This is a genomic window from Pseudomonas cichorii (assembly GCF_019719005.1).
GTDB lineage: Bacteria > Pseudomonadota > Gammaproteobacteria > Pseudomonadales > Pseudomonadaceae > Aquipseudomonas > Aquipseudomonas cichorii_E.
The window spans coordinates 32,308-46,758 of sequence record NZ_JAIGPJ010000020.1 but is presented as its reverse complement, the minus strand read 5'-3'; the positions used below and the strand labels follow the sequence as shown (position 1 = coordinate 46,758).

The window sequence follows — 14,451 nt, the reverse complement described above, 5'->3', positions numbered from 1 at the left end:
CGTCAGCAGTATGAGCGAGAACCCGTGGCCTCGCCTCAGGATCTTTCCAGATTGGCCAGAATCCGTGCGTGTACGCTCATGCACACTCGCAGCTCTTCTTCGCTCACCCCTTCGAACAGCTCGATACGCAACGCATTGGCGATGGTTTCGATCTTCTCGATCAGGGGACGTGCCGCATCACTGAGGACGATTTTCTTGGCGCGGCGGTCTTCGAGAACAGCCTGACGCTGCACCAGTTGCTGAGCTTCCAGGCTGTCGAGCAGACGCGCCAGGGTCGGGCCTTCGACGCCGATGCTCTGGGCCAGTTCGCGCTGGGTCGGCGGCTCTTCGTAGCGCGCCAGATGCAGCAGGACCAGCCAGCGCGCCTGGGACAGCCCCAGGTCGGCGAGGCGGCGGTCCAGTTCGGCGCGCCAGCCTCGGGTGAGATGCGCCAGTTGCATCCCGAAACGATGTTCATCAGTCAGCGGCATAAAAAACTCATATCTAAAACTAATTATTAGCGAGCTAATCATGCTCCAGATATTCAGGCAAGCATGACACTGTGATGTTTCATCGTGAGCGTTACATCTCGAATTCGGACTGCAAGGCTGCCCTTACGCAATACAGGACACCTTCGGGGACTCGCCCGGTGAACATCCCGGCGATTTCCGCAACGGCAGGCAGTTCGCCTTCGCCATCGAGGAAGGCATCCTGAACTTCGCCCAGCAGGTCTTCGGGCAGGTCCAGAGCCTGTTCCAGTGACAACTGCTGCTTGCCGATGGCTTCGGCGAGCATGGTGTAGACATTCTTTTCCGAGCACTGCAATTGCCCGGCGATTTGCGCGGGAGTCATGCCGGCGCGCGCCAGACTGATGAGTTCGTGGCGCACATCAGCCACCACGCGAGGCGCTTCTGCCGCCCCGCCCAGCACTTCAAGAAAGGCTTCGCCATAACGCTCCAGCTTGCGGGCACCGACACCGCTGACCCGAGCCATCTGGGACATGGTTTCAGGCTTGCTGCGCAGCATTTCCAGCAGGGTCGAATCGGGGAAGATGACATAAGGCGGCACGCCATGTTCTTCGGCCAGCTTGCGGCGCAAGGCACGCAAGGCTTCCCACTGTTCGCGCTCTTCGCCACGCACCAGTTGACTGGCCGGGCTGCCGGAACTGCCTTTGGAAGTGGTTTGCGGTTTCAGGTCGCGACGCAGTTCAAGCGTGACCTCGCCTCGCAGCAGTGGGCGGCACGTGTCGCTCAGGCGCAGGCCGCCGTAGCCCTCAAGATCGATGTCCGCCAGCCCGCGGGCCACCAGTTGCCGGAACAGGGAACGCCATTCGCCTTCGGAACGCGCCTTGCCGACACCGAATACCGAAAGATGCTGATGACCGAAACTTTCCACCTTGTCGTTGGACTTGCCCAGCAGCACGTCCACCAGATGGCCCACACCGTAACGCTGGCCAGTGCGATAGATCGCCGACAGGGCCTGACGCGCAGGCTCGGTGGCATCCCAGGTCTGCACGCCGTCGACACAGTTGTCGCAATGGCCGCAAGGATTGGGCATGTCTTCATCGAAATAGGCCAGCAGCGTCTGGCGGCGGCAACGGGTTTCTTCGCACAGCGCCAGCATGGCATCGAGCTTGTGATGCTCCAGACGCTTGTGGCGCTCGTCGCCTTCGGAGTTCTGCAACATCTGTTTGAGCATCAGCACGTCTTGCAGCCCGTAGGCCATCCAGGCATCGGCGGGCAGGCCGTCACGGCCGGCGCGACCGGTTTCCTGGTAATACGCCTCAAGGGACTTGGGCAAATCCATGTGAGCAACAAAGCGCACGTTGGGTTTGTCGATCCCCATGCCGAAGGCAATGGTGGCAACCATGATCAGGCCTTCCTCATTAAGGAAGCGCCTCTGATTATGGGCACGAGTCTCGGCAGGCAGACCGGCATGGTAAGGCAGCGCCGGGTAGCCGTTGTCACTGAGAAAAACCGCCACTTCGTCGACTTTCTTACGCGACAGGCAGTAGACAATACCGGCATCGCTGCGCCGCTCGGACAGAAACGCCAGCAACTGTTTGCGGGGCTGCTCCTTGGGCACGATGCGGTAGAAAATGTTGGGCCGGTCGAAGCTGGACAGGAAACGCTCGGCGTTCTGCAGGTGCAGGCGCGTGACGATTTCTTCACGGGTGCGCTTGTCGGCGGTTGCCGTCAGGGCGATGCGCGGCACATTGGGAAACAGCTCGGCCAGTTGCCCCAGTTGCAGGTATTCAGGCCGGAAGTCATGGCCCCATTGGGAAACGCAGTGGGCCTCGTCGATGGCGAACAGGGCAATCTGCAGATTCTGCAGAAACGCCAGCATGCGCGGCTGAACCAGACGCTCAGGCGCGAGATAGAGCATCTTGACCTCGCCCAGGCGGATCCGGTTGGCCAGATCGCGCTGCTGTTCGGGGCTCAGGGTCGAGTTCAACGAAGCAGCCGAAACCCCCAGCTCATCCAGGGTCGAGACCTGATCTTCCATCAGGGCAATCAGTGGTGAAACCACCACGCACAAACCATCACGCAACAGGCCCGGAACCTGAAAACACAAGGACTTGCCACCACCGGTCGGCATCAGAACCAATGCATCGCCACCGCTGGCCACGCGCTCAATAATGGCACCCTGACGGCCACGAAAACTGTCGTAGCCGAAGATGTCTTTAAGTACGCGTTGTGCCTGTTCGAGCATAAAAACCCCAGATTGTCCTGCTGCACTGCAAAGCCCGGCAGTATACCCGAGCGATCAACGGCAAAGGATGACCGGGACATGAGTGGTCAAAATTAACTGTGATCGACCTCTACGCTGGCGCCCCGGACGCGCAGGGCCTAGAATTCAGCATTGTTTTCTTTCCAAGGTAGTCCGTCCATGTCCTTCGCTGAGCAACTCACCCGCCTGCAAGTCTTCCTCGATGCAGATGAACTGCATGAAGAAGCACTGGACTACGTGGCCGCTCATGGCTATCTGACCGCCATTTCCATCTGTTCCGAGCAGGTTCCGGAGCGCGAGTGGATCGATGCGCTGTTCTCAGAACCGCCGCATTACGCCAGCGAAGCCCAGCGCGTCGAAATCGAAACCACCTTGAGCCTGTTGCAGGCGCACATCGCCCGCCAACTGGCTTCCGACGAAGAATTCGAGCTGCCATGCGACCTGGATCTGGGCGATGAGCCGGACGATTCCGACCTGCGCGGCTGGTGCATCGGCTTCATGGAAGGCGTGTTCCTGCGTGAAAATGCCTGGTTCGAGAGCGCCGAGGAAGAAGTCAGCGAAATGCTGTTGCCAATCATGGTCGGCTCGGGCCTGTTCGACGAACAACCGGAGTTTTCCGACATCGCCTCGGACGCCAACCTGATGGACGACATGATCGTTCAGATCCCCGAAGCCCTCACCGCGCTGTACCTGCTGTGCCAGGCTCCGGACGAAAAACCGGCGATCCTCAAGCCTCGTCACCACTGAGTCGGCGCCTATGGCGCACGACCTGCCGCGCACCAGCCGTCACCGGTTGGTGCGCTATCTTCTGGTGGCCGTCGGCTGGGCCAGCGTAAGTCTGGGCGTCATCGGGATTTTCCTGCCGGTGCTGCCCACCACGCCTTTCCTGCTGCTGGCCGCTGCCTGCTTTGCACGCAGCTCGCCACGTTTCTACAACTGGCTGGTCAATCACAAACGGCTCGGGCCGTGGATTCGTGATTATCTGGCGGGTAATGGCATTCCCCTCAAGGGCAAGGTCTACGCCATCGGCCTGATGTGGGCCAGCATCAGCCTGTCCTGCTATCTGGTGCCCTTGCCCTGGGCTCGCGGCTTCATGCTGACCTGCGCAGTGCTGGTAACGATCTATATCCTTCGTCAGAAAACCCTGCACAAGCCTTGAGCGTCAGACCGTATCGACCTTCAGGGAATGATCCCCCAGCATGCCGTTGATGATCGAAGCCGTATCCGCGCCACTGGCCACCCAGCCGCCCGCACCGGTGCTCACCCCGTAATGCCCGGCCAGGTCGATGCCCGCCAAATCGATGGTCTGGCTGCCGCTGGTGCCAATCTCGATGCTCGACACCAGATTTGCACCACTGCCCGACACCTTGAAGTGCAGGTAGTCATCCAGCGAATCGCCTACGCCCTGCAATAACTGCGACAGGTCGAGCTTGTCGGCACCGAACGTGAAATCCACAACACGGTCATGCCCGGTATCACCGGCCAGCCACATGAACGTGTCCTGACCGGTGCCACCGATCAACGTGTCATTGCCAGCACCGCCAATCAGCAGATCGTTGCCAGCGCCGCCATGCAGCCAGTCATTTCCGCTCCCTGCCAGCAACACGTCATCGCCCTCAGTGCCGATCAGTGAATGTCCTTGCTGATAACTGATGCTGACCGGTGCCACATCGCTGCTGCCATGGGCGTCGCTGGCGGTGTAAGTGCCGTGGTAAGCCGGCGTGGTGTCCACGGCGCTGTAGTCGATGGTCAGGCCGACCTGATAAGTAAGCCCTTTATTGATCACACCCGGATCAGGCTGATGGATCAGAATCAGCCGATAGACATTGTCCTCGGTGGCGGTGATGGTGCCGCTCGCGTCCAGCGGTTGATACTCGCCGTTGTCCATCTTCCAGGCCAGCCCCACCTGATCGGACAGATAGCGGGTATCGACCGTCAGGGTTTCACCGGCCTTGAGTTCGATATTGAGGATGTCCTGGTGGTTATAGGTATCGATCTGCCAGGCCCCCAGATAACCATTGAGCAGCACGGTCGCGGTCACGGCGCTGTTGACGTAAAAGTCGCTGCGGCTCAGGTCCCGAACCTGATTCTCGACCTTGTCCCGAGAGCCCTTGAACTCGATGGTGCCGGGCAGGCAGGCCGTGAAATCCGCACCGGGCGCACGCCAGCCGGTATGGAAAACCGTCGGCGTCGCGGTCAGCGGGTCGCCCTGAGGCGAGCGATCATTGGCCAGCAAGACTGCGCCAGGCACCTCGATGCAAGGGGCCAGAATGTTGGTGATGATGTTGTCCGCCACCGCATGCGGCCCCTGCCACGCCGGAACATGGATCGACAGATCAGCGCCGGACAGATCGCCATCATTGTCGCTGAGCACAAAACCGATCTGCTCGGTCATGGAGCTTCCGACAGCGCCCGGCGTGTAACTGAAAGCGCCGCTGTCCATGTTCACCAGCAACGTCCCGCCCGTGCTGCTGAGCAGGGTGAGTTCGTGGGTGACCGGATCGAAACAGATCAGCGTGGAGCCGCCACAACCCGTTTCGTCCACGACACTGATGCCGCTGCGATCATGAATGTAGGTCACGCCCTCCAGCGTGATGGATTTGACGACCCCACCATCAGCGCCAAACGTCCCGCCAGTCAACAGGCTGCCACTGACCACCCGGCCCGGCGCGACCTCGCAGCCAGGCAGCGGGCACGGCACCGACAGTTCGATATCGGCAGCCATCGGCACATCATCAATGATGGAAATATCCAGATGGGCCGAACCTGAATCACCGTCCCGGTCCGTGGCGATCACCTCGATCTGCTCACCGATACTATTGGCCCCCTCGCCTTCAAGGTGTTCCAGCGAGTCGAGCAAGGTGTAGCTATAACTGACCACCCCGCTCTGCGGATCGTAACCCGTAATGCTGAGGCTGTTGCCCAGAGCGGTAAGGGCAGACAGGGGAAAACCCATCACGACACCGGCAACCACCACCTCGATACCGCCGACCGTCAGGGATTGCAGCCCGTCAGGCGCGCTGACCGTGAACGTACCTTGCTGAGTCAGCTTCCCGGCATCGGGTTGCGAACCGCCACACAGGTTGGCCTCATTAAGTGTCAGCGCGCTGCACGAAACCTTGACGCAATGATCGACGGGAGGCTCCACTGGCGGATCGATTGGAGGCTCGACCGGTGGTTCTACAGGAGGCTCGACAGGCGGCGCCACAACAGGCGGCTCGGGAATAGTGGGTTCCACAATCGGCGGTATCACCACCGCGCCGGGCGGATCGCTTGCCACGCCACGCAGGAATTCGGCCTGCCCCTCGGGAAACAGCGGGACCATGATCAGCCCTTCAGTCACAAAGCCTGTAACGGGCGTCACTTCTGCGCCCGTTTCACTGAGGATCACGGCGCTATGCCCACCGCCCTCTGCGCCAACCACTTCATCGCCGCTCTGCACAGGCTCTGCCTCCAGCCCTGTGGCCTGCTCGACAGCCGCCAGCAGCCCGAGTTTCGGGGTCAGCGGGTCAAGGGTTTCCACATGGGCGGGCTGGCCGTCGAGCAGCGACGGCTCAAGCGAAAGACGGCTTTCTCGCCCAAGCGTCAGCTCACCGCCACCCTCAAGCTGCACGACAATCGCGCCTGTTGTACCGGTCTGTAGCTGCTCACCTGCAAACACACGATCACCTTCACTCAACACCCGCTGAGTACCACTGCTCGACACTGCTACAACATCGCCCACCGCTTGTCGTACCGTACCGATCACCCTGGCCATATTCCCTCCCTTTTTCATAATGATCGAGCCCGAGAATCCTCGGATCTGCTCTTGAATTGGCTCGCCCATGCAACAGGTAAAACCCCGACAACCTTTTAACGACAAAAAATTGTCGACTGATCAATCTGTGGTTTTCACATGCAATTTCATACGCTTCACATGCCGACATAATTCCGTCAAAAGCCAAAAAAGCTAAAAAATCGCACTTAAGTGGCTGAATAAAAGGGCCTGACAAAAACAACCATCGTCTGTATTCCAGAAATGGCATAAGTTTTTTTCGGCATAAGGCATATGAAATAAACGTCTGAGCTTTCTCAAAAGTTGTTCTTAGCTGTGTTGTTACAAGCCTGACACGGCTGACTGCACGAAAAAGTCATTTTATTGACCAGCAGAACACTTTTACGAAGGGAGACGTATTCATGCGCGATTTGACTCCGCTTTACAGCGCCGTCGTGCTTGCGGTGGCCTGTGCGCAAGCGCAAGCCATCACATTGACCGAAGCGATCCAGAACACCCTTGATCATCACCCGGAAATCCAGGCCAGCAAGAACGAAAGGCTGTCTGCCGGTGAAGAACTGAACGTCGCCAAAGGCGGCTATCTGCCAAGCGTGGATGTGGTGGCCACCTACGGTCGGCAGAAGACCGACAGCCCCAGCACCCGCGCCCTTTATGGTCATGACTCGCGGATTCTGAATTACACCCAGTCCGAACTGCGCCTGCGCCAGTTGTTGTTCGACGGCTTCAATACCCCCAACGAAGTGGGCCGAACCCAGGCCGTGGTCAACTCCCGCGCCTATTACGTGCAAGGCACGTCCCAGAGCCTGGCCCTGCGCGCCATCGAGGTTTATCTCGACGTGCTCAAGTGCCGTGAACTGCTGACCCTGGCCCGCAACAATCTGCAGGCGCATTTGCGCATCAATGACCAGATCACCCTGCGCAGCGAACGTGGTGTCGGCAGCAAGGCAGATCGCGACCAGTCCCTGGCTCGTCGGGCACTGGCGCAGAACAATTTCCATACCGCCCAGGTGGAACTGGCGGACGCCGAAGCCAGCTTTGCCAGTGCCGTGGGCCGCTTGCCTGACGAACTGGAAACGCCGCCGTCCATCAAGGGCGAGGTGCCGCTGAGCCTGTCGGATGCCCAGCAGAGCATGCTGCTCAACAATCCTTATCTGAAATCGGCCCAGGCCGATGTGCAGGCTGCCGAGAAGCAGTACGAAATCGCGAAGTCGCCCTTCTACCCGCGCTTCGATGCAGAACTGGCCGTGGGTGCCAATGACAACCTGCAAGGTGAGGAAGGCCATGACAACGAATGGCGAGCCGCCGTAGTCATGAATTACAACCTGTTCAACGGCAACCGGGACAAGTCGCGCCTGCGCTCCAACGCCTACAAGACCGGCCAGGCCCTGGACATCCGCAACAACGCCTTGCGTATGCTCAACGAAAACATGTCGCTGGCCTGGAACGCCATGGACAACGCCCGCCTGCAAACCCCGATTGCCCGAGACTACGTGACCTCCACCACCCGCGTGCGCGCAGCCTATCAGGACCAGTTCGGCCTGGGCCAACGCACCCTGCTCGACCTGCTGGATAGCGAAAACGAGCTGTACAACGCCAGCCGCCGCTACACCGAAGTGCGTTACACCGAAGAACTGGCCATGTACCGCGTACTGGCCAGCGAAGGAGAACTGCTGCGCAAACAGCGCGTGGTGCTGCCAGCCGAAGCGGTGGCGCTGAACGAAGTGGAAAACCAGGCGCGTTTGCCCTCGCTGAAGTAAGAATTCATTCGCGATGACGATACCCCGCAACCACCCAGGAAACCTGCCTGTGAATCAAATGGAACTGTCCGCCGCCCTCGACCCTGTGCCGAACGACGACGATCCCTTGCTCGATGGCCTGCTGATCCTCTGCAACCTGCATGGCTGCAACACCAGCCGTGCCAGCCTGAGTGCCGGTCTGCCACTGGCCAAGCAGCGTTTGAGCAGTGCGCAATTGCCTCGGGCCGCCGCCAGTGCCGGATTGCAGGCCCGCTGGCTGCGACGCGAACTGAACGCCATCGACAGCTTGAACCTGCCAGTCCTGCTGTTGCTCGACCACCAGCGCTGCGCCGTCCTGAGCCGCTGGGGTGACGACGGACAAGCACTGATCCTGCCCAGTGAAAACGAGGGCGGCGAGCAATGGGTCAGCCGGGAAGAACTGGCCCGCCGCTACACCGGCCAGGCCTTGTTCGCCCGTCCGCTGCATGAGCTGGAACAACTGCGCGCGCCATTGCTGCCGAGGGTCAAGACCTGGTTTCGCGACACCCTGAAACTGTCTCGCGGGCTCTACAGCGATGCGATCCTCGCCAGCCTGTTGATCAACCTGCTGGGCCTTATGGTGCCTTTGTTTGTCATGCAGACCTACGACCGCGTCGTGCCCAATCAGGCAACCGCGACCTTATGGGTGCTGGCTATCGGGCTGCTGGTCGGCACCCTGTTCGAGCTGGGATTAAGGCTGATTCGCGCCCGCTTGCTGGATCAGGCCGGCAGCAAGACCGACCTGATCCTGTCCGCGACCCTGTTTGAACGCATCATCGGCATGCACCTGCAAAACCGCCCGGCCACAGTAGGTGGCTTTGCCCAGAGCATTCATGACTTTCAGGGGCTTCGGGAGTTTCTGACTGCCGTCACCCTCACCAGCCTGATCGACCTGCCATTCGCCTTGCTGATGCTCGGCGTTATCGGTTTGCTGGGTGGCTGGCTGGTGCTGATCCCGATTATCGCCTTCCCCCTGACTGTGGCTTTTGCCTGGACGATTCAGGTGCTGTTGCGCGACACCGTGCAAAAAAGCCTGAGCCTGGGCGCAGCACGACAAGCCTTGCTGGTGGAAACCCTCGGCGGCCTGGAAACCCTCAAGGCCTGCAATGCCGAAGGCGAGCGCCAACACCAATGGGAAAGCACCCACGGTGCCCTCACCCGTCTGGACAACCACGCCCGGCATCTGGCCGCACTGGCCAGCAACAGCACGCTGTTCATCCAGCAGTTCTGCGGCATGGCGACCATCGTCGCCGGGGTCTACAGCATCATCGCGGGCAGCCTGAGCGTCGGCGCGCTGGTAGCCACTTACATGCTGGGCAGTCGCGTGCTGGCACCCTTGGGCCAGATCGCCGGGCTGATCACCCGCTATCAACAAGCGCAACTGACCATGAAAAGCACCGACACCCTGATGGCCTTGCCTCAAGAGCGAGACACCCGCCAGCGTCCGCTGCAATGCCCGCCCCTCAAGGGCGCGCTGACCGCCAGCCATGTCAGCTTTGCCTATGGCCAGCAAAGCGCACCCGCACTGAACGGCATCAGCTTCAGCGTCGAACCGGGCGAACGGATCGGCATCATTGGTCGCAGCGGCTCAGGCAAAAGTACCTTGGCGCGGCTGTTGATGGGCTTCTATACACCCGACGAAGGCCAGTTGCTGCTGGACAGTCTCGACCTGCGACAACTGGAAATCACCGCCCTGCGACAACAGATCGGCTATGTCGCCCACGACCTGCCGCTGCTGGCGGGCAGCCTGCGCGACAACCTGACCCTCGGCGCACGCCACACCAGCGATGCCCGCATGCTGGAAGTAGCACGCCTTACCGGCGTCGACGAACTGGCCCTCAAACATCCCCAAGGCTTCGACCGGCCCGTGGGCGAGCGCGGCCAGTTACTGTCCGGCGGTCAGCGCCAGGCCGTGTTGCTGGCGCGGGCGCTGCTGCGTGATCCGCCGATCATGCTGCTGGACGAACCCACCAGCCACATGGACAACGCCAGCGAAGACATTTTGCGCCAGCACCTTCACGCACTGATGCCCGGCAAGACCCTGCTGCTGGTCACCCATCGCATGTCGATGCTGAGCCTGGTGGATCGCCTGCTGGTGCTGGACAACGGCAAGCTGGTGGCCGACGGCCCGAAAGCGGCCGTGATCGAAGCGCTGCGCAAGGGCCCGGCCCCTATTTGAGGAGCATTATCATGTCAGTCACCTACGGATTGCGCCGCCGCTTAAGCCCCGAGGCCGGGTTCATGAACGAACGCAACAGCGCCTTCCAACAAGACTCGCCAGACTCGCATCGCCTCACGGTCTGGGTGGCCACGGCGCTGATCCTGACCGCGCTGATCTGGGCACACTATGCCGTGCTGCAAGAGGTCACCACTGGCGAAGGCAAGGCCATCCCGTCCAGCAAGGTCCAGGTGATCCAGAACCTGGAGGGCGGCATCGTCACCGAGATATTCGTGCGCGAAGGCCAGGTGGTGAACAAGGGCGATACCCTGCTGCGCCTGGACGACACGCGCTTTCTGTCCAACCGGGGCGAAAGTGAAGTCGACCGCCTGACCCTCACAGCCCAGGTCGAACGCCTGGCCGCCGAAGCCGAAGGACGGCCCTTGCTCCTGCCACAAGAAGTGATCGAAAAAGCCCCGCAAGTGGCCGCCGATGAACGTGCATTTTACGAATCCCGACAACGGCGACTGAACGGAGAACAACGCACCCTCAACGAACAACTCAGGCAAAAAACCCAGGAACTGGCCGAGTTTCGCTCCCGCCAGGAACAATTCCGCAACAGCCTCGCGCTGGTGCAGCAGGAGCTGGACATGTCGATACCGCTGGTGGGCTCAGGTGCCGTCTCGCCCGTGGAAATCCTGCGCCTCAAACGCAACGCCGTGGAGATGCGCGGCTCGATGAACGCCAATACCCTGGCCATCCCACGCGCCGAAGCCGCCATCAACGAAATCAAAAGCAGAGCCCAGGAATCGGAACTCACCTTCCGCAGCGAAGCCTCCCGGGAACTCAACGAAAAACGCTCCGACCTCGCAAAAATCAGCGCCAACCGCATCGCCATCGACGACCGCATGACCCGCACCACCGTCACCTCCCCGGTACGCGGCATCATCAAAACCCTCAAGATCAACACCATCGGCGGCGTCGTCCAACCCGGCAGCGACCTGCTGGAAATCGTGCCACTGGAAGACAACCTGCTCATCGAAGCCAGAGTGCGTCCGCAAGATGTTGCCTTCCTGCATCCGGGACAAAAGGCGATGGTCAAATTCAGCGCCTATGACTACACGATTTATGGCGGGCTGCCTGCCAGATTGGAGGTGATCGGGGCGGATACGGTTACGGATGACAAGGGAAATAGTTTTTATTTGATACAGGTACGGACCGACAGGAATCATCTGGGTGGGGATGATCGGCCACTGCTGATTATTCCGGGGATGGTGGCGACGGTGGATATTATTACCGGGGAGAAGAGTGTGATGGATTATTTGTTGAAGCCGGTGTTGAAGGGGGGGAGTGAGGCGTTGAGGGAGAGGTAAAAGCTAATGCGGCTGCGGCTGCGGCTTGTATCTCTTATTATGCATCAGTATTCATTTTTTATGCATGAGGCATACATGAGACTGCACCAAAGTACAATGCTGAGTATGGCCCGAAAGCGCCAGCTTTCCCATCCAACATCCGAAACTGGTTTTGATATAACACAGTGGCAGAAAATCTTTGAAGGCCTGACGGACAACAACCCAATTGATCGCTCAACAATAGAAGCCGCCAGCTGGTTGGGATTTCATTTCAAGCGAATATCCTTAACTCGTGAGCGTCATAAGCTGAGAGAGTATGAAAGCCTAGATTTGAAAGATATCCTTCATGCTCACCTTGCAGCCGCAAACTTTGGATTTGCGAAAATCTCAGCACAACAAATGAGCGAATTAAACCCAGAAAAAATACTATCCATTGAACAAATGATTAGCTACAAGACAGATCTAACTCAAGATGGTGTAAAAGTAAACGTCAATCAACTTGTAATGATGAGACTAGATAGCATCTGCCCGGCAATTTACGATGCTTTAAAAAATAAAGAAAACTTAACAATGGCGTACAAAACCTCTAAAGAAACCTCACCAGGAGTTGACAAACCCAGCTTCATACTGAGTGAACTTAACTGCTCTCAACTTTATCATAACGGGTCAGTTTTCTGGCAGGAAGTACTCTTTGGTGACGCATACTTCACATTCATCCCCAATAAAAAAATAATTTTAGTCTCCAAACTAAATGATTTAGGAAAGTTAAAAGCAATTTGCGACTATCGCAGAGACCATCAAAATGGCACCAAAACACTTCAATCCAATAATTTAATTTACAACCCAAACTTCTCACTGGGTTCTGCCGCACCGAAGAAATTCATAAAGCTTAGCAACCATAAAAAGTTAAGCACTCATAGAGCTGACCACTTCAATGATTATTTTAACCATTACATAAGCAGCAGATGGGTTGAGCAATTTTTAGGAGTTGAGGAACACCTACTCAGCATTATGAAAGTAAAGTGCCCTGAAAATGCACATGGACAAAGCTACTCAGTGCGAGATATCTTACTTGTATGGTTCCACCTGACATTAATTGCCCATCAAATGATGGATCAAAAGGAAGATCCCTCTGCCACTGACTTGATAGGACTCTTGGAACACTGCGTTTGGCTCAAACATGTAGAGTTGACTAGGACATTGGCTGAAGTCACGTCGTTTGATGAGTCTTTGATCAACTCAATACTGAGCTTCCTCACTTACGAAGCCGCAAGTCTTCAAGATGATCTTTGGCTGAAACCCCTGCTCGCCATTGAAGGAGAGGTAGCATTATCCCTCAGTGCACTGCTCTCCGCTAACCTCCGTAGGAATGTGGACATGTGGCTCCCTCTGGTAGACCCTAAGGCGAATCTCCGTGGTCGCCATTTTGAGAAATACATGGTCAGGGTGATGGAGGAGTGTAAAGCTGGAAGCGGCCCTGTATGCAAGCATTTGAAGTGGACCGGATCGATCGATCTGAAGTATGGTGGAAAAGGAGAAGAAGTTGATCTTACGTTCAGCTTCGGTAAAACCATAGTTGTGGTAGAACTGCGTAGCCGAAGAATTCCGATTACTCCACTGGACTATCACAATGCTCTGCATGAAAAGGAGGGTGGCATCTACAAAAAAGCAGATCAAGCCAAAAGAAAGACGCACTACATTAAGAATTACTTGTCACGTTTTTGCACAGAGCACTATCCTCATTTAAACGACTGCTTGGACGATGTGACAGTGCACCCACTTGTAATCATCAACGACCAGTTTCATGCAGGATTCCCCTGTGACAATGTTCCAGTGCTAGACGAACATTTACTGAAACACTTCCTTCAAGATGGTAGAGTCAAATTTCTTGCAACGAGCCCTTCCGACTACCGATACGCAGTTACCTTATACGAAACTCTAGAAGAAGCAGAGCAAGCGTTCATAAGCTATGCAATGCTTCCTACAATTATTGAGGTTCACTCCGCATCGCTGAAAGAAACTCAGAGTACTCACCAGATTGCAGAGGGCGAGATCCCAATGCAGTGGTATACATATGATGTTATTGAACCCGAAAGTGAAGAACAGACGCTTGCAATCCTGAACCATCTCAGTGTCGGAAAGTTAATTGATATGGAAAAATCGAATCCATAGAGACTACACTCTAGCAGATCGAATGGAAGAGCAAGCACAAGAGCGAGCCTGCTTGATTGCTGGGTCTTTTATGTGAGTCACATCAAAGCCCCAACGTCAACTCTAAAGCTTCAACCCATTCATCACCTGCCGAATACCTTACATAATAATCGCTTTTATCTACTGCATTCAGGATTGAAAAAAAAAAAAACGGAAAGAAATAATAATTATTATAAAAACCTTGAGCTCCCTGCATATCACCGCCCCACCAAGACGCTTCATAACCTTCAAAGGCAATCCACGACGGAGGAACAGCAAATCTCTTTTCCTTTATCAGTCGTAATAATTCCACACTGTTCGTAGCGAGCCGAATCGTTGCCACATTGAACTCTTTGTACGAAACAGAAAAGATGAGCTCATCCCTCGTGACCTGATGCTGATAGCGTGTTACAACCAACTCATTGAAAGTTATTTCATCAACCTTCAAAAACGTTCATCAATGAGCTCTTGCAGCTCGCCAACATCTGCCTT

10 protein-coding genes are annotated in these 14,451 nt (G+C 57.1%); 6 read left to right on the top strand and 4 right to left on the bottom strand.

Annotated elements, in window-relative coordinates; translation table 11 throughout:
• Positions 1-35: 35 nt before the first annotated feature.
• Complete coding sequence (locus tag K5D32_RS15585; protein WP_221536340.1) at positions 36-470, bottom strand: MarR family transcriptional regulator; 435 nt, start codon at positions 468-470, stop codon at positions 36-38.
• Between the two features lie 91 nt (positions 471-561).
• The gene (gene recQ, locus K5D32_RS15580; RefSeq protein ID WP_221594103.1) at positions 562-2,691 is read right to left on the bottom strand and encodes a DNA helicase RecQ; all 2,130 of its coding nucleotides are present in this window, start codon (positions 2,689-2,691) and stop codon (positions 562-564) included.
• 177 nt (positions 2,692-2,868) lie between these two features.
• Here recQ and K5D32_RS15575 point away from each other — a divergent pair, with 177 nt between their 5' ends.
• Complete coding sequence (locus K5D32_RS15575; protein WP_025261033.1) at positions 2,869-3,456, top strand: YecA family protein; 588 nt, start codon at positions 2,869-2,871, stop codon at positions 3,454-3,456.
• 10 nt (positions 3,457-3,466) lie between these two features.
• The gene (locus tag K5D32_RS15570) at positions 3,467-3,868 is read left to right on the top strand and encodes a YbaN family protein (RefSeq protein WP_221575597.1); all 402 of its coding nucleotides are present in this window, start codon (positions 3,467-3,469) and stop codon (positions 3,866-3,868) included.
• Positions 3,869-3,871: 3 nt separating this feature from the next.
• Here K5D32_RS15570 and K5D32_RS26130 read toward each other — a convergent pair whose 3' ends face one another.
• A complete protein-coding gene (locus tag K5D32_RS26130; RefSeq protein WP_221600934.1) occupies positions 3,872-6,466 on the bottom strand; it encodes a retention module-containing protein in 2,595 nt (864 codons plus the stop codon).
• Positions 6,467-6,885: 419 nt separating this feature from the next.
• On the opposite strand from K5D32_RS26130, the gene K5D32_RS15560 reads away from it, so the two are divergent.
• The 4 genes from K5D32_RS15560 to K5D32_RS15545 all read left to right on the top strand — a co-directional run bounded on the left by K5D32_RS15560 (position 6,886) and on the right by K5D32_RS15545 (position 13,941).
• Positions 6,886-8,241, top strand: coding sequence for a TolC family outer membrane protein (locus K5D32_RS15560; RefSeq protein WP_221600932.1), 1,356 nt, complete (start codon positions 6,886-6,888; stop codon positions 8,239-8,241).
• 58 nt (positions 8,242-8,299) lie between these two features.
• On the top strand, positions 8,300-10,438 hold the full coding sequence (locus tag K5D32_RS15555; RefSeq protein ID WP_221600965.1) for a type I secretion system permease/ATPase: 2,139 nt from the start codon (positions 8,300-8,302) through the stop codon (positions 10,436-10,438).
• Positions 10,439-10,449: 11 nt separating this feature from the next.
• Complete coding sequence (locus tag K5D32_RS15550; RefSeq protein WP_221600930.1) at positions 10,450-11,790, top strand: HlyD family type I secretion periplasmic adaptor subunit; 1,341 nt, start codon at positions 10,450-10,452, stop codon at positions 11,788-11,790.
• Between the two features lie 75 nt (positions 11,791-11,865).
• Entirely contained in the window at positions 11,866-13,941 is a 2,076-nt protein-coding gene (locus K5D32_RS15545) for a hypothetical protein (protein ID WP_260407407.1), read from the top strand.
• A gap of 82 nt (positions 13,942-14,023) precedes the next feature.
• On the opposite strand, the gene K5D32_RS15540 is transcribed toward K5D32_RS15545, so the two are convergent.
• Complete coding sequence (locus K5D32_RS15540; RefSeq protein WP_221600928.1) at positions 14,024-14,407, bottom strand: hypothetical protein; 384 nt, start codon at positions 14,405-14,407, stop codon at positions 14,024-14,026.
• Between the last annotated feature and the right edge of the window lie 44 nt (positions 14,408-14,451).